Here is a 15527-nt window from a genome sequence, read left to right on the forward strand (position 1 = left end):
TCTCCTAAAATCATGTTATAATGAATGTATGTATATGAAAAAGGAGAGTAACATCACTATGGACTATAAAATAGGGGATATTATTAAGGGAAAAGTAACAGGCATCCAGACATATGGTATCTTTGTTGCTCTTGATAAAAATACCCAAGGACTTATTCATATTTCGGAATGCAAACATGGGTTTGTAGCGGATTTAGATACAATGATTCAAGTGGACGACGATGTTGAGGCGAAAATCATTGATATTGATGAGTACACAAAAAAGGTCAGTCTTTCCTTGCGTGCGATGGAGACACTGATTGCACCGACACAGCCGCAACGTAAGAAACAAAGACGAAGACGGTATACACCTCAAATTGGATTTAAAACCCTACAAGATAAAATGCCGAAATGGATAGAAGAAGCGAAGCTTGATGAGAAAAATAGATTATCCAATATGAATGATAACCAATAGATATGATGGAAGTGAGATGAACAGGCATGACAGAGAGCAAACGTGTTGCTGGAACGATTATGGTAACCAACCAGCAAGGCGAAACATTTTTTCTAGTTAAAGACAACGATGGTGTTTCTTCATTTATTTATGAACGAATTGAGGAAACAGAGAAACTTCACATGGGTATTATTATGGAAACCTTGCTAGAGTTTGTAACGGTTGATTCAGAATCAATTCGATTGATGGATTTGACTAATATAAAAGTGCAAGATAAAACATCACCGTTGTTCGTCTTTGATTTAGTTGAAAGGCCTGAAGATGAAATGACGCTCTTAAATCAATCGGGATTGGTGACATGGCGAAGAACGAAAGACTTAACAGAACTGTTAAGCAAATGTGATTCAAATGTTGTTCCAACGTATAAAAGTTAATTGCAATAACTTATAAATGTATAAATGGATGGAGGAAGTAAAAAAATGGCACATATTCAATTTGATTATTCAAAAGCATTGAAATTCTTCGGTCAACACGAAGTTGATTATTTACAAGATCAAGTAACAACTGCTGATAAAGCATTAAGAGAAGGTACAGGTGCAGGTAACGACTTTACTGGTTGGATTGAGTGGCCTGAAAAATACGACAAAGCAGAATTTGATCGTATTAAAGCTGCAGCTAAAAAGATTCAAGACGACTCAGAAGTGTTAGTTGTCATCGGTATTGGTGGTTCATATTTAGGCGCTCGCGCTGCAATTGATTTCTTAAACCATACATTCTACAATGTGCAAAATACAGCTGACCGTAAAACACCTCAAATCTTCTTTGCAGGTAATAGCATTAGCTCTACTTATCTAGCAGATTTGATTGAAGTCATTGGTGATCGTGATTTTTCTGTTAATATGATTTCTAAATCAGGTACGACAACTGAGCCTGCTATCGCTTTCCGTGTATTTAAAGAATTACTAATTAAGAAATATGGGAAAGAAGAAGCTGTTAAACGTATTTACTCAACAACAGACCGAGCAAAAGGTGCGGCTAAACATGAAGCAGATGTAGAAGGCTATGAAACATTCGTTATTCCTGATGACATCGGTGGACGTTTCACAGTTTTAACAGCAGTAGGATTACTTCCAATTGCAGTTAGTGGAGCGGATATTGATGCAATGATGGAAGGTGCACGTGATGCTCAAGAAGCATACTCAAACCCAGATTTGAAAGAAAACGGTGCATACCAATACGCTGCGATTCGTAACTTGTTATACCGTAAAGGGAAAGTAACAGAGTTATTAATTAACTACGAGCCAAGCATGCAATACTTCTCAGAATGGTGGAAACAGTTATTTGGAGAATCAGAAGGAAAAGACTTGAAAGGTATTTACCCATCAAGTGCTAACTTCTCAACTGACTTGCATTCATTAGGTCAATATATCCAAGAAGGGCAACGTAACATTTTCGAAACTGTTATTAAAGTAGAGAATGCTCGTAAAAACATTACGATTCCTACTTTAGAAGAAGATTTAGATGGACTTAAGTATTTAGAAGGAAAAGAAATTGACTTTGTAAATACAAAAGCATACCAAGGAACACTATTAGCTCATACTGATGGTGATGTTCCTAACTTACTTCTAACAATTCCTGAACAAAACGCTTATACGCTAGGATATATGATTTACTTCTTTGAAATTGCTGTAGGTATTTCTGGTTACTTGAATGGTGTTAATCCATTTGATCAACCAGGAGTAGAAGCTTACAAGAAAAATATGTTCGCACTATTAGGTAAACCTGGATTTGAAGAGTTAGCTAAAGAATTAAACGAACGTCTATAATAGAATGAAGAGGAACATGTCCGCTTATAACGAAGCGGATATGTTTTTTATTTTAATCACTTTTAGAATTGACAGGGCTTTCATTATTGTGGTATAGTGTTTCTTACAGGGAGTTAAGAAAAAAGAAAGAAAATCGTTGACAACTATTTTACTTTCGTGTTACTATTTTCAAGTCGCTTCGAGAGCTTATCAAACAAGCGGAAAAAACTTTTCAAATAAGTTTTAAAAAACTGTTGACACATAATTAACACCGTGGTAATATATAGAAGTTGTCGCGACACAAGCTTAACGTAACACGTGATAACGGATTTGACCTTTGAAAACTGAACAAAGAATGAACGAACCAAACGTGCAGGGTCATTCTTATTAATAAGAATGACACAACGAATCGCGATAATAATCGCAAAACATTAAGTCAGCAAAAAGAGCTATTCAGCTTTTCATGTCGGGTTTCTGTACAAGAGCCCACACTTAACATGAGAGTTTGATCCTGGCTCAGGACGAACGCTGGCGGCGTGCCTAATACATGCAAGTCGTACGAATTGATTAAGGAGCTTGCTCCTTATGACGTTAGTGGCGAACGGGTGAGTAACACGTGGGTAACCTACCTTCAAGAGGGGGATAACATCCGGAAACGGGTGCTAATACCGCATAGTTTCAGCTTCCACATGGAAGCCGAAGGAAAGACGGCCTTTGTGCTGTCACTTGGAGATGGACCCGCGGCGCATTAGTTAGTTGGTAGGGTAACGGCCTACCAAGACGATGATGCGTAGCCGACCTGAGAGGGTGATCGGCCACATTGGGACTGAGACACGGCCCAAACTCCTACGGGAGGCAGCAGTAGGGAATCTTCCGCAATGGACGAAAGTCTGACGGAGCAACGCCGCGTGAGTGAAGAAGGTTTTCGGATCGTAAAACTCTGTTGTTGGAGAAGAACAAGTAGGAGAGTAACTGCTCTTACCTTGACGGTACCCAACCAGAAAGCCACGGCTAACTACGTGCCAGCAGCCGCGGTAATACGTAGGTGGCAAGCGTTGTCCGGATTTATTGGGCGTAAAGCGAGCGCAGGCGGTTCCTTAAGTCTGATGTGAAAGCCCACGGCTCAACCGTGGAAGGTCATTGGAAACTGGGGAACTTGAATGCAGAAGAGGAGAGTGGAATTCCATGTGTAGCGGTGAAATGCGTAGATATATGGAGGAACACCAGTGGCGAAGGCGACTCTCTGGTCTGTAATTGACGCTGAGGCTCGAAAGCGTGGGGAGCAAACAGGATTAGATACCCTGGTAGTCCACGCCGTAAACGATGAGTGCTAAGTGTTGGAGGGTTTCCACCCTTCAGTGCTGCAGTTAACGCATTAAGCACTCCGCCTGGGGAGTACGGCCGCAAGGCTGAAACTCAAAGGAATTGACGGGGACCCGCACAAGCGGTGGAGCATGTGGTTTAATTCGAAGCAACGCGAAGAACCTTACCAGGTCTTGACATCCCTTGACACTCCTAGAGATAGGACGTTCCCTTCGGGGACAAGGTGACAGGTGGTGCATGGTTGTCGTCAGCTCGTGTCGTGAGATGTTGGGTTAAGTCCCGCAACGAGCGCAACCCCTATTGTTAGTTGCCAGCATTCAGTTGGGCACTCTAATAAGACTGCCGGTGACAAACCGGAGGAAGGTGGGGATGACGTCAAATCATCATGCCCCTTATGACCTGGGCTACACACGTGCTACAATGGATGGTACAACGAGCAGCAAACCCGCGAGGGCAAGCGAATCTCTTAAAGCCATTCTCAGTTCGGATTGCAGGCTGCAACTCGCCTGCATGAAGCCGGAATCGCTAGTAATCGCGGATCAGCACGCCGCGGTGAATACGTTCCCGGGTCTTGTACACACCGCCCGTCACACCACGAGAGTTTGTAACACCCGAAGTCGGTGGGGTAACCCTTATGGGAGCCAGCCGCCTAAGGTGGGATAGATGATTGGGGTGAAGTCGTAACAAGGTAGCCGTATCGGAAGGTGCGGCTGGATCACCTCCTTTCTAAGGAAATTATATGGAACCTGCCGATGTTCACATTCTTGTTCAGTTTTGAGAGGTTAACTCTCAAACGCATTGTTCCTTGAAAACTGAATAGTATAACATGAAATATAAAGTAAGAAACCAAAACATTTTACCGCGTTACACGTTGAACAGTTTTTTAACGAAAACAGTTTGATAGTAAAGGCCAGCAATGGCTGAAACTTGACCATAGGTTAAGTGAATAAGGGCGCACGGTGGATGCCTAGGCACTAGGAGCCGATGAAGGACGGGACTAACTCCGATATGCTCCGGGGAGCTGTAAGTAAGCTATGATCCGGAGATTTCCGAATGGGGAAACCCAATATCTTTGATAGGATATTACAAACACGTGAATACATAGCGTGTTTGAGGTACACGCAGGGAACTGAAACATCTCATTACCTGCAGGAAGAGAAAGAAAATTCGATTCCCTGAGTAGCGGCGAGCGAAACGGGAAAAGCCCAAACCAAAGAGCTTGCTCTTTGGGGTTGTAGGACTGGGACGTGAGACTGCAATGGATAGCAGAAGCTGGCTGGAAAGCCACGCGAAACAGGGTAAAAGCCCCGTATGCGAAATCTAACGCAGCTCTACCAGTATCCTGAGTACGGCGGAACACGAGAAATTCCGTCGGAATCCGGGAGGACCATCTCCCAAGGCTAAATACTCCCTAGTGACCGATAGTGAACCAGTACCGTGAGGGAAAGGTGAAAAGCACCCCGGAAGGGGAGTGAAATAGTACCTGAAACCGTGTGCTTACAAGTAGTCAGAGCCCGTTAATGGGTGATGGCGTACCTTTTGTAGAATGGACCGGCGAGTTACGATCCCATGCGAGGTTAAGTTGAAAAGACGGAGCCGCAGCGAAAGCGAGTCTGAATAGGGCGAATGAGTATGTGGTCGTAGACCCGAAACCAGGTGACCTACCCATGTCCAGGTTGAAGGTGCGGTAATACGCACTGGAGGACCGAACCCACGCACGTTGAAAAGTGCGGGGATGAGGTGTGGGTAGCGGAGAAATTCCAATCGAACCTGGAGATAGCTGGTTCTCTCCGAAATAGCTTTAGGGCTAGCCTCGGATAAACGAATCGTGGAGGTAGAGCACTGTTTGGACTAGGGGCCCTTCTCGGGTTACCGAATTCAGATAAACTCCGAATGCCATGGATTCAAGTCCGGGAGTCAGACTGCGAGTGATAAGATCCGTAGTCGAAAGGGAAACAACCCAGCCCACCAGCTAAGGTCCCAAAGTATCTGTTAAGTGGAAAAGGATGTGGGGTTGCACAGACAACTAGGATGTTGGCTTAGAAGCAGCCATCATTCAAAGAGTGCGTAATAGCTCACTAGTCGAGTGACCCTGCGCCGAAAATTTACCGGGGCTAAACAGATCACCGAAGCTGTGGATTCAACCATTAGGTTGAGTGGTAGGAGAGCGTTCTAAGGGCATTGAAGCTAGACCGTGAGGACTGGTGGAGCGCTTAGAAGTGAGAATGCCGGTATGAGTAGCGAAAGACGGGTGAGAATCCCGTCCACCGTATGACTAAGGTTTCCTGGGGAAGGCTCGTCCTCCCAGGGTTAGTCGGGACCTAAGCCGAGGCCGATAGGCGTAGGCGATGGACAACAGGTTGATATTCCTGTACCAGTTGTTTTTGTTTGAACGATGGAGGGACGCAGGAGGCTAAGGAAATGCGTGCGATTGGAAGAGCACGTCCAAGCAACAAGTCTTGTAGAGAGTCAAATGCTTTCTACTATACGGACAAGTTGTGATGGGGAGGGAAATTTAAGTACCGAAGTTCCTGATGTCACACTGCCAAGAAAAGCTTCTAGTTAGAAACCAACTGCCCGTACCGCAAACCGACACAGGTAGTCGAGGAGAGCATCCTAAGGTGAGCGAGCGAACTCTCGTTAAGGAACTCGGCAAAATGACCCCGTAACTTCGGGAGAAGGGGTGCTGACCGCAAGGTCAGCCGCAGTGAATAGGCCCAAGCGACTGTTTATCAAAAACACAGGTCTCTGCAAAATCGAAAGATGACGTATAGGGGCTGACGCCTGCCCGGTGCTGGAAGGTTAAGAGGAGAGGTTAGCTTCGGCGAAGCTTTGAATTGAAGCCCCAGTAAACGGCGGCCGTAACTATAACGGTCCTAAGGTAGCGAAATTCCTTGTCAGGTAAGTTCTGACCCGCACGAAAGGCGTAACGATTTGGGCACTGTCTCAACGAGAGACTCGGTGAAATTATAGTACCAGTGAAGATGCTGGTTACCCGCGACAGGACGGAAAGACCCCATGGAGCTTTACTGCAGGTTGATATTGATTGTTTCTGCTACATGTACAGGATAGGTAGGAGCCATTGAAGTCGGGACGCTAGTCTCGATGGAGGCGCCATTGGGATACTACCCTTGTAGCAGGACCACTCTAACCCGCCACCCTTATCGGGTGGGGAGACAGTGTCAGTCGGGCAGTTTGACTGGGGCGGTCGCCTCCTAAAATGTAACGGAGGCGCCCAAAGGTTCCCTCAGAATGGTTGGAAATCATTCGTAGAGTGCAAAGGCAGAAGGGAGCTTGACTGCGAGACCTACAAGTCGAGCAGGGACGAAAGTCGGGCTTAGTGATCCGGTGGTTCCGCATGGAAGGGCCATCGCTCAACGGATAAAAGCTACCCTGGGGATAACAGGCTTATCTCCCCCAAGAGTTCACATCGACGGGGAGGTTTGGCACCTCGATGTCGGCTCGTCGCATCCTGGGGCTGTAGTCGGTCCCAAGGGTTGGGCTGTTCGCCCATTAAAGCGGCACGCGAGCTGGGTTCAGAACGTCGTGAGACAGTTCGGTCCCTATCCGTCGCGGGCGTTGGAAATTTGAGAGGAGCTGTCCTTAGTACGAGAGGACCGGGATGGACACACCGCTGGTGTACCAGTTGTTCTGCCAAGGGCATTGCTGGGTAGCTATGTGTGGACGGGATAAACGCTGAAAGCATCTAAGCGTGAAGCCCCCCTCAAGATGAGATTTCCCATCATTTTAAATGAGTAAGACCCCTGAGAGACGATCAGGTAGATAGGCTAGAAGTGGAAGTGCAGCGATGTATGGAGCGGACTAGTACTAATCGGTCGAGGACTTAACCAATAATAAAACGGTAATCAAGTAAAATAGGTTTTAAACCAAGGGTTTCATGTTAACTATTCAGTTTTGAGGGAACAACCTCAAAGAAACACTGTGGGCATAGCCCAAGTGTATCATGTCTGTAAACTGCTAAAGCAGCAACAGCCATGACAATATGTGCGGTGGCGATGGCAAGAAGGTCACACCTGTTCCCATCCCGAACACAGAAGTTAAGCTTCTTAGCGCCGATTGTAGTGAAGGGTTTCCCTTTGTGAGAGTAGGACGCTGCCGCGCATTTTTTATGTTGGAGGTTTAGCTCAGCTGGGAGAGCGTCTGCCTTACAAGCAGGATGTCAGCGGTTCGATCCCGTTAACCTCCATAGTCATAGCAATATGACAAAATTAGTCATACTTACATATCAACGTATTGTTGAGTCATTAGCTCAGTTGGTAGAGCATCTGACTTTTAATCAGAGGGTCGCAGGTTCGAGCCCTGCATGACTCATTTTTTGTTTTAAAAAATGAAATAAAAGGGTTATTATTTTCATAATACTATTTATATTGCCGGCTTAGCTCAGTTGGTAGAGCATCTGATTTGTAATCAGAGGGTCGAGGGTTCAAGTCCTTTAGCCGGCATTTTTTTGCGGAAGTAGTTCAGTGGTAGAACATCACCTTGCCAAGGTGGGGGTCGCGGGTTCGAACCCCGTCTTCCGCTTTTATTTTTTGATAAGCACCCATAGCTCAATTGGATAGAGTACCTGACTACGAATCAGGCGGTTGCAGGTTCGACTCCTGCTGGGTGCATAAAATTACGGGAAGTAGCTCAGCTTGGTAGAGCACTTGGTTTGGGACCAAGGGGTCGCAGGTTCGAATCCTGTCTTCCCGATTTTATTTTAAGCATTATGGGGGCTTAGCTCAGCTGGGAGAGCGCCTGCCTTGCACGCAGGAGGTCAGCGGTTCGATCCCGCTAGTCTCCATTCCATAATGAATTATGGTTAAAAGGTTTACGGTTCCGTGGTGTAGGGGTTAACATGCCTGCCTGTCACGCAGGAGATCGCGGGTTCAAATCCCGTCGGAACCGCCATGCGGGTGTAGTTTAGTGGTAAAACTACAGCCTTCCAAGCTGTTGTCGGGAGTTCGATTCTCCTCACCCGCTTTTGGAAGTAGGGCCTATAGCTCAGCTGGTTAGAGCGCACGCCTGATAAGCGTGAGGTCGATGGTTCGAGTCCATTTAGGCCCATATTTTTAATGGGGAAGTACTCAAGTGGCTGAAGAGGCGCCCCTGCTAAGGGTGTAGGTCGGATCATACCGGCGCGAGGGTTCAAATCCCTCCTTCTCCGTTTTTAAAAGAACAAGGCCCGTTGGTCAAGCGGTTAAGACACCGCCCTTTCACGGCGGTAACACGGGTTCGAATCCCGTACGGGTCATTTTTGTCTAGTTAAGTCTTAGTAATTGACTAGATATTAAAAATAGCATATTATTATTTTATCTCGGAGGATTACCCAAGTCCGGCTGAAGGGAACGGTCTTGAAAACCGTCAGGCGTGTAAAAGCGTGCAAGGGTTCGAATCCCTTATCCTCCTTTATAACTTTTCTAAAAGTTATCTATTATTTTACTATCGCGGGGTGGAGCAGTTGGCAGCTCGTCGGGCTCATAACCCGAAGGTCGCAGGTTCAAGTCCTGCCCCCGCAATATTATAACATTTGTTATGATCACTATTTTAAATAGTAAGGCTTGGTAGCTCAGTTGGTAGAGCACTTGATTGAAGCTCAAGGTGTCGGCGGTTCGATTCCGTCCCAAGCCATTTTTATTTGCGGGTGTAGTTTAGTGGTAAAACTACAGCCTTCCAAGCTGTTGTCGGGAGTTCGATTCTCCTCACCCGCTTAAAAGAAAAGGGCCCGTTGGTCAAGCGGTTAAGACACCGCCCTTTCACGGCGGTAACACGGGTTCGAATCCCGTACGGGTCATCTTAAGACCCTTTAAGCTATCTATCTTCCCAAATAAGGAAGATAGATAGCTTTTTTATTGTTTCTAACTCTAAAAAAACACACACTTCCTTTTTAAGGGAAGTGTGTGTTTAAAAAACCGGTAAGATAAAACTATAAATAAGTATAATGAAAAAAATGACGAGAGAAATATAGTTCGTCTTATTGAGCTGCTGTCTAATCTGAGTTAAACATAGGGGGCAGAGTGTTGCTATAAGAAAAAATCCAAATATAACAACGATATAAATGGATACTTTATTAATTAAAAGGACGACTACTGCTAACGTGCTGCCAACTAGAAACAAACCAGCTATAATGGGTTTGAATTTTAAATACACAAATCGTGAAAATTGACTTGGGTCTTGGTCGATCTGTAGCATTTTCCTTTGCTGAACAACGATAAGAATGCTCACAAAGCATAAGACTGGCAATAAGTAAGTAACGATTGTAGCTGAAATAAATTGAGCTTGGAAGTAAAAAGCTAATAAGTTTAAGATAAGTCCTTTGAAAAAGAGCTGAAGAACATAGTAAAATTCTGTTTGTTCTAAGCTTATTAATGGTTGATGCGCAATGTAAATAAATAGGCTATAGAGCAATAGTAGAGACACTGCTAACCAATTTACTGAAACTAGGATTAAAAGCAGTATAACAACGCCTATTACACCTAAAAGATGTCTTAATAAGGAAGAGTTAATCATTTTCCCTTGTTGTTTCTTAATAAGATACTTTTCTTGTAACCCAATGGCTAGTAAAAAAGAATAAAGTAAGAAAAATGGGTAAAGCTGAAAGGAATTTGCTTTTGCCCCTAGAATAGATCCAATCCCAATAGAAGCGAATGGCAGTAAGAGCCATGCTAGAAATGTATTGTTGAGATAGTTTAATAGATTTGTTTTGAGACTGTTCATTTTGTTCCTCCTCTGTTTTGAAGGCATATACTCCTTAATCATAGAAAAAGTACAACATGATGTCAAGAAAGACTTACTTCTAACCAAACATTTAGTTGCATTTTAACCTATAAAAGCGTATAGTTTAGTTGTTGCTCTTTTAAGGCTGAAAGCAATATCCCGATAGGATCCAATGAATGGATTTGCCTTGTAACCAAAGAAAATGGGGGAAATGAAAATGGTAGAAAAAAAATTATTTACATCGGAATCTGTAACGGAAGGACATCCAGATAAGATTGCAGATCAAATTAGTGATGCAATTCTAGATGAATTGTTAAAGCAAGATCCTAACGCACGTGTGGCATGTGAAACAATCGTCACAACTGGTTTAGTAATGGTGTTTGGTGAAATTACAACATCTGCTTATGTTAACATTCAACAAGTTGTTCGTGATACAGTAACAGAAATCGGTTATACACGTGGTAAATATGGCTTTGATGCAGAAAACTTAGCTGTAATGGTTTCTTTAGATGAACAATCTGGTGATATTGCATTAGGGGTTGATCATTCTCTAGAGACACGTGATGATGAATCTAGTGAATCAACAGGAGCAGGGGACCAAGGGCTTATGTTTGGTTTTGCTATTAACGAAACAGAAGAGTTAATGCCATTGCCAATTAGTTTAAGTCATCGCTTAACAAATCAACTTGCTAAGGTTCGTAAAGATGGGACATTAGATTATTTACGCCCAGATGGTAAGGCGCAGGTAACGGTTGAATATGATGATAATGGTAAAGCTGTTCGAGTTGATACTGTTGTCTTAAGTACACAACATGATGAGTTTGTAACCTATGAAACCCTTCAAGAAGATATTATGAGACATGTTGTTAAAGAAGTGATTTCTTCTGATTTACTTGATGAACAAACAAAATATTATATTAATCCAACAGGTCGTTTTGTAACAGGAGGACCGAAAGGCGACTCTGGTTTAACAGGTCGTAAGATTATCGTTGATACCTATGGTGGTTATGCGCGTCACGGTGGTGGAGCATTTTCAGGTAAGGATGCTACGAAAGTAGACCGTTCAGCAAGTTATGCCGCGCGTTATATCGCTAAAAATATTGTAGCAGCTGAAATTGCTGATAAATGCGAAATTCAATTAGCATATGCGATTGGTGTTGCAGAACCTGTTTCAATTTCGGTTGATACGTTTGGAACTGCAAAAGTGTCTGAAGAACGCATTATCGAAGTTGTGAGAGAACTCTTTACATTGACACCAGATGGCATCATTGAAATGCTTGATTTGAAACGTCCAATCTTCCGTAAAACAGCTAGTTACGGTCACTTCGGCCGAGACGATCAAGATTTTACTTGGGAACGTACAGATAAAGTAGCTATTCTAAAAGAGAAATTACTTTAATATGAAAACCAAAATTGACTGAAAAAAGTCGATTTTGGTTTTTTATTTTTTACCTTAAAGTTGCTAATTTAACAATTTATTGAAAAAAACACTTATAAATGGGTGTTTTTTCTAAATGAAATCGGTCACAACTTACATTTAAGAAATTTAGAATATCGTTAAATAATGACTATATAGAGTGATATGGTAAAAATACCACACTTTGAGTCAATGAAAGCGTTAAAGAAAACATAAGTGGTCATGGTTATGAAAGCGGTTATTCATTATAATAATTGTAATAGCCGAGAAGGGGGATTGCATGTTTGAAGAACAAGAAAGCGCTGTAGTCGCAGCCACTCGAATGAGAGGCATTACCTACTCCTTAGATTTCCATACGCATAAAGAATATGAGTTGGTCTTATTACATGGTGGTAACTGTCGTTTCTTAGTGGGCAATCAATTTTTTTACTTGCAGCCTGGACAGCTTTTAATGCTAGATGGTATGAAGATTCATAAAGCATACGTTTCTGGTGATCCCCAAGATTATGAACGAAGCGTTTTACGTTTTGATTCAGATTGGATTCGTCCGCTATTACAAGGTATAAATTTAGAACGATTATTAAATCTGTTTGAAGAGAATGGTAGCGGTTTAATTCGGATTTTTAAGAAGCGAGATGAAGCAATCATCGAGAATATGATCGGTGAAATCACAACTTTAGTCGACTTAGAGAAAAATAGAGTGAATGAAGCACGTTTGAAATTAGCGGTTGTTCAGTTACTGATTCAAATCTCTATTTCTACCGATCATATTATTCGTAAAGATCAAGGTTTTCGAGATGAGAAAACGGAAATCGTCGAAAAAGTATCTAATTTCTTGTTTAAGAATTATAACCGTTCTATTTCAATCGACGACGTATCTCAAGCGGTCAACCTAAGTAAGTCTTATATGTCTCATGTTTTTAAAGAAGTAACTGGACATACGATTATGACATACTTGATGCAATATCGTTTGTCGAAGGCGCGTAGTCAAATTACTCAGGAGCCAAATCAATTAATCAAAGTGATTTCTCAAGAAAATGGCTTTGAGAGTGAGGCTCATTTCAGCCGATTTTTTAAGAAAAACATCGGCCTTTCACCTAGTCAGTACAAAAAACAATATTATCAATTTATTAGTGGAGGAGAATTTAAATGACAGAAAAAGTAAAATTAGGAATTATTGGATATGGAGCAGAAGGTGGCATGTACGCTAGCTTCTTTGCGCAAAAGGATGAGCGTTTAAATGAAGATGTGATTGAATTAGCAGCAATTTGTGATATTGATCCAGCTAAACGTGAGAAAATTGCTAAAGACTTCCCAGGTTTACCTGTTTTTGATAACTATTTAGACTTATTAGATTCAGGCGTTGTTAATGCGATTGTCACAACTGTTCCTCACTATGATCACGTTGTTATGGGTATTGATGCCTTAAAACGTGGCATTCATTTATTAGGGGAAAAACCAGCTGGTGTTTATACAAAAGAAGTAGAACGCTTAATTGAGGCTTCAGAAGAATACTCAGACACTACGTTTGCTATTTTCTTTAACCAACGTACAAATCCATTATACCGTCGTGTGAAAGAATTGATGGATAATAAGGAAATTGGTGATTTACAACGTGCTACATGGATTATCACAACATGGTGGAGACCACAAGGCTACTACAACCAAAGTGGCTGGCGTGCAACTTGGGGCGGAGAAGGCGGCGGTGTTCTCGTTAACCAAGCACCTCATCAATTAGACCTTTTACAATGGATTTGTGGAAAACCAGAAAAGGTAATTGCTAAGCTACAATATGGTGCTGGACGTAACATTATTGTTGAAAATGAAGTCAATGCATTACTTGATTTTGGTAACGGTGCAACAGGTTCATTTATTACGTGTACGAACGATATGATCGGGACAGACCGTTTTGAAATTTTCGGTACAAAAGGAAAAGTCATTGTTGAAGATTCTAAAAAATTAATCATTAAAAAGCTTGTTAATCCAGAACAAGAAATTTCTGAGAAAATGGACATGGCTGATGTTGTGAAATTATTCATGGGTCAAATGAATATGTCTGATTATGTGAAAGAAACAGTTGAAGAATTTGAAATGGTTATGGGACAACAACATATTGATGTTCTAAATAACTTTGCTAACCATATTGTTAAGGGTGAGGCATTGTTAGCACCTGGTGCAGAAGGAATTAACGGTGTTCGTTTAGCGAATGCGATGCATTTATCTGATTGGTTAGATAAAGAAGTAGACTACAACCATGATCATAATCTTTATTTAGAAGAATTAAACAAACGTATTACTGAAGAAGGAAAATTTAGCACAAAAGCATAAGAGGAGGATTTTTTAATGGCTAAAATTGGTGTACAAGGTTCAACAGTTAAACAACAGTTTCAAGAACTAGGCGTTTACGAAAGGATGAAAAAACTATCTGAGATTGGTTATAAATCAGTAGAAATCTCACAAATTGAGACTTCTCCAGAAAATATTGAAGCAATTAAAAAAGCGTGTCAAGACTTTGACATGGAAGTAGCTGCTATGAGTGCGTCTCTAGAACCACAAGTAAAAGATGGCGAATCATTGACGACTCACTACGATAAAATTGTTGCCGATTGTAAGGCTGTAAATGCTGACTTATTGCGCATTGGAATGCTACCTATTCAAGCAATGGCTAGCTTAGACTTAGTTTTAGAATTCTGTGAAAAAGTAAATGACGTTACTCAAAAACTAAAAGAGGACGGTATTACACTTTACTATCACAACCATCACGTTGAATTCCGTAAGTATGACGGTAAATTCTTATTAGATATTATTCGCGAAAAAGCGCCACTACTAGGCTTCGAACTAGATGTTCATTGGATTCAACGTGGGGGAGCAAACCCACTTGAAGTGATTCGTGACTACAATGGTAAAGTTGAATTAATTCACTTGAAAGACTACCGTGTTGGTGAACTTCCTCAAGAAGCAGTAGATGCTTTATTTGAAGGTGATGCAAGCAAATTTATGGACAGCTTTAAGAACTTGATTGAATTTGCAGAACTTGGAACAGGTTCATTACCACTAAAAGAAATTATTGAAGAATCATTATCATCAGGTGTACGCTACTTATTAGTAGAACAAGATGATACATATGGTGTTGATCCTTTCAAAAGCTTGAAAGTATCCTATGACCATTTAGTTGAGTTAGGCTATTCACACCTATTCTAAACCATAAACAATCAGCTCTACTCATTGAGTAGGGCTGATTTTCTATTTTTTCTTTTCAATAGCAACCACAAAGGGTGGCTGATTTTTTTGATTAATAAAGCCATACTGTAAGACCGCATAGTCTTTTTGATCGAGCCTACTTAAGTAGCCAAGAAGGGCATCTTTTTCTTCTTGCCCTGTTGGATGCCCACTGTAAACCACGATAACGACCAAGGCCCCTATTCTTAAATGGGGGATGAGTTGTTTAATGCTTTCTATCGTAGATTCCTTTAGTGTCGTGATTGACTTGTCGCCACCGGGAAGGTAGCCTAAATTGTAAATAGCAGCACTAACTTGTTTTTGACTAGGTAAATAGTCTCCAATAAACTGGTGTCCAACTTGGTGTAAGTGTACTTGTTTACTCAGACCGGTTAGCAATAATTTCTCGGATGCCGTTTGAATGGCTTGTTCTTGAATATCAAAGCCAATGACACTGCCGTTTGGCCCAACTAAACTTGCCAACAGAATGGTATCGTGTCCATTTCCTACTGTAGCATCAATAACTAAATCACCAGTAATAACACATTCTTTTAAAAGGGAATGACTAAAATCAACAGCCTTTTTAAGCATGTTATGACCTCCTTTTTTTAAA

9 protein-coding genes, 17 tRNA genes, 3 rRNA genes and 1 riboswitch are annotated in these 15527 nt (G+C 42.0%); of the genes, 27 read left to right on the plus strand and 2 right to left on the minus strand.

Annotated elements, in window-relative coordinates; translation table 11 throughout:
* The first annotated feature begins 58 nt into the window (after window positions 1–58).
* From BW721_RS02390 to BW721_RS02500, 23 genes are all read left to right on the plus strand, one after another.
* On the plus strand, window positions 59–454 hold the full coding sequence (locus tag BW721_RS02390) for a CvfD/Ygs/GSP13 family RNA-binding post-transcriptional regulator (protein WP_076765779.1): 396 nt from the start codon (window positions 59–61) through the stop codon (window positions 452–454).
* A gap of 26 nt (window positions 455–480) precedes the next feature.
* Window positions 481–867, plus strand: a complete 387-nt coding sequence (locus BW721_RS02395) for a hypothetical protein (protein WP_076765781.1) — start codon at window positions 481–483, stop codon at window positions 865–867.
* A 45-nt stretch (window positions 868–912) separates the two neighbouring features.
* A complete protein-coding gene (locus BW721_RS02400) occupies window positions 913–2259 on the plus strand; it encodes a glucose-6-phosphate isomerase (RefSeq protein ID WP_076765783.1) in 1347 nt (448 codons plus the stop codon).
* Between the two features lie 472 nt (window positions 2260–2731).
* A 16S ribosomal RNA gene (locus BW721_RS02405) occupies window positions 2732–4287 on the plus strand.
* Window positions 4288–4497: 210 nt separating this feature from the next.
* A 23S ribosomal RNA gene (locus BW721_RS02410) occupies window positions 4498–7413 on the plus strand.
* Window positions 7414–7567: 154 nt separating this feature from the next.
* Window positions 7568–7683, plus strand: a 5S ribosomal RNA gene (gene rrf, locus BW721_RS02415).
* Together the 16S, 23S and 5S rRNA genes with 17 tRNA genes alongside form the textbook arrangement of a ribosomal RNA operon.
* Window positions 7684–7695: 12 nt before the next feature.
* Window positions 7696–7768, plus strand: a tRNA-Val gene (locus BW721_RS02420).
* A gap of 52 nt (window positions 7769–7820) precedes the next feature.
* Window positions 7821–7893, plus strand: a tRNA-Lys gene (locus BW721_RS02425).
* A 58-nt stretch (window positions 7894–7951) separates the two neighbouring features.
* A tRNA-Thr gene (locus BW721_RS02430) sits at window positions 7952–8024 on the plus strand.
* A 7-nt stretch (window positions 8025–8031) separates the two neighbouring features.
* Window positions 8032–8103 (plus strand) — tRNA-Gly (locus BW721_RS02435).
* 15 nt (window positions 8104–8118) lie between these two features.
* Window positions 8119–8192: transfer RNA gene (locus BW721_RS02440), tRNA-Arg, on the plus strand.
* 8 nt (window positions 8193–8200) lie between these two features.
* Window positions 8201–8274: transfer RNA gene (locus BW721_RS02445), tRNA-Pro, on the plus strand.
* 18 nt (window positions 8275–8292) lie between these two features.
* Window positions 8293–8365 (plus strand) — tRNA-Ala (locus BW721_RS02450).
* 31 nt (window positions 8366–8396) lie between these two features.
* A tRNA-Asp gene (locus tag BW721_RS02455) sits at window positions 8397–8472 on the plus strand.
* A gap of 1 nt (window position 8473) precedes the next feature.
* Window positions 8474–8544: transfer RNA gene (locus tag BW721_RS02460), tRNA-Gly, on the plus strand.
* Window positions 8545–8554: 10 nt separating this feature from the next.
* Window positions 8555–8628, plus strand: a tRNA-Ile gene (locus tag BW721_RS02465).
* A 10-nt stretch (window positions 8629–8638) separates the two neighbouring features.
* Window positions 8639–8728 (plus strand) — tRNA-Ser (locus BW721_RS02470).
* Between the two features lie 15 nt (window positions 8729–8743).
* Window positions 8744–8815: transfer RNA gene (locus BW721_RS02475), tRNA-Glu, on the plus strand.
* A 65-nt stretch (window positions 8816–8880) separates the two neighbouring features.
* Window positions 8881–8970 (plus strand) — tRNA-Ser (locus BW721_RS02480).
* 37 nt (window positions 8971–9007) lie between these two features.
* Window positions 9008–9080, plus strand: a tRNA-Met gene (locus tag BW721_RS02485).
* 39 nt (window positions 9081–9119) lie between these two features.
* Window positions 9120–9192, plus strand: a tRNA-Phe gene (locus tag BW721_RS02490).
* A gap of 9 nt (window positions 9193–9201) precedes the next feature.
* A tRNA-Gly gene (locus BW721_RS02495) sits at window positions 9202–9272 on the plus strand.
* Between the two features lie 11 nt (window positions 9273–9283).
* A tRNA-Glu gene (locus BW721_RS02500) sits at window positions 9284–9355 on the plus strand.
* Between the two features lie 110 nt (window positions 9356–9465).
* Here BW721_RS02500 and BW721_RS02505 read toward each other — a convergent pair.
* Window positions 9466–10278 (minus strand): hypothetical protein, encoded by an 813-nt coding sequence (locus BW721_RS02505; RefSeq protein ID WP_076765785.1) that lies wholly within the window; start codon window positions 10276–10278, stop codon window positions 9466–9468.
* Between the two features lie 140 nt (window positions 10279–10418).
* Window positions 10419–10498: riboswitch (SMK box riboswitch) on the plus strand.
* Here BW721_RS02505 and metK point away from each other — a divergent pair.
* The 4 genes from metK to BW721_RS02525 all read left to right on the plus strand — a co-directional run bounded on the left by metK (window position 10496) and on the right by BW721_RS02525 (window position 14896).
* Entirely contained in the window at window positions 10496–11677 is a 1182-nt protein-coding gene (gene metK / locus BW721_RS02510; protein WP_076765787.1) for a methionine adenosyltransferase, read from the plus strand. It overlaps the preceding riboswitch by 3 nt.
* 298 nt (window positions 11678–11975) lie before the next feature.
* Entirely contained in the window at window positions 11976–12848 is an 873-nt protein-coding gene (locus tag BW721_RS02515; protein ID WP_076765789.1) for an AraC family transcriptional regulator, read from the plus strand.
* Window positions 12845–14023, plus strand: a complete 1179-nt coding sequence (locus BW721_RS02520) for a Gfo/Idh/MocA family protein (RefSeq protein ID WP_076765791.1) — start codon at window positions 12845–12847, stop codon at window positions 14021–14023. The genes BW721_RS02515 and BW721_RS02520 overlap by 4 nt, the downstream gene beginning before the upstream one ends.
* Before the next feature lie 15 nt (window positions 14024–14038).
* On the plus strand, window positions 14039–14896 hold the full coding sequence (locus tag BW721_RS02525; protein WP_076765793.1) for a sugar phosphate isomerase/epimerase family protein: 858 nt from the start codon (window positions 14039–14041) through the stop codon (window positions 14894–14896).
* A 42-nt stretch (window positions 14897–14938) separates the two neighbouring features.
* Here BW721_RS02525 and BW721_RS02530 read toward each other — a convergent pair whose 3' ends face one another.
* Window positions 14939–15505: a tRNA (mnm(5)s(2)U34)-methyltransferase gene (locus tag BW721_RS02530; protein ID WP_076765795.1), complete on the minus strand. Its 567-nt coding sequence runs from the start codon at window positions 15503–15505 to the stop codon at window positions 14939–14941.
* Window positions 15506–15527: the final 22 nt, after the last annotated feature.

The sequence above is a fragment of the Jeotgalibaca sp. PTS2502 genome (assembly GCF_001975685.1).
In the GTDB taxonomy this organism is placed as follows: Bacteria; Bacillota; Bacilli; order Lactobacillales; family Aerococcaceae; genus Jeotgalibaca; species Jeotgalibaca arthritidis.

Coding starts and splice junctions, on each gene's coding strand:
- BW721_RS02390 (WP_076765779.1), top strand. CDS start 59: ATGGACTATAAAATAGGGGATATTATTAAGGGAAAAGTAACAGGCATC.
- BW721_RS02395 (WP_076765781.1), top strand. CDS start 481: ATGACAGAGAGCAAACGTGTTGCTGGAACGATTATGGTAACCAACCAG.
- BW721_RS02400 (WP_076765783.1), top strand. CDS start 913: ATGGCACATATTCAATTTGATTATTCAAAAGCATTGAAATTCTTCGGT.
- BW721_RS02505 (WP_076765785.1), bottom strand. CDS start 10,278: ATGAACAGTCTCAAAACAAATCTATTAAACTATCTCAACAATACATTT.
- metK (WP_076765787.1), top strand. CDS start 10,496: ATGGTAGAAAAAAAATTATTTACATCGGAATCTGTAACGGAAGGACAT.
- BW721_RS02515 (WP_076765789.1), top strand. CDS start 11,976: ATGTTTGAAGAACAAGAAAGCGCTGTAGTCGCAGCCACTCGAATGAGA.
- BW721_RS02520 (WP_076765791.1), top strand. CDS start 12,845: ATGACAGAAAAAGTAAAATTAGGAATTATTGGATATGGAGCAGAAGGT.
- BW721_RS02525 (WP_076765793.1), top strand. CDS start 14,039: ATGGCTAAAATTGGTGTACAAGGTTCAACAGTTAAACAACAGTTTCAA.
- BW721_RS02530 (WP_076765795.1), bottom strand. CDS start 15,505: ATGCTTAAAAAGGCTGTTGATTTTAGTCATTCCCTTTTAAAAGAATGT.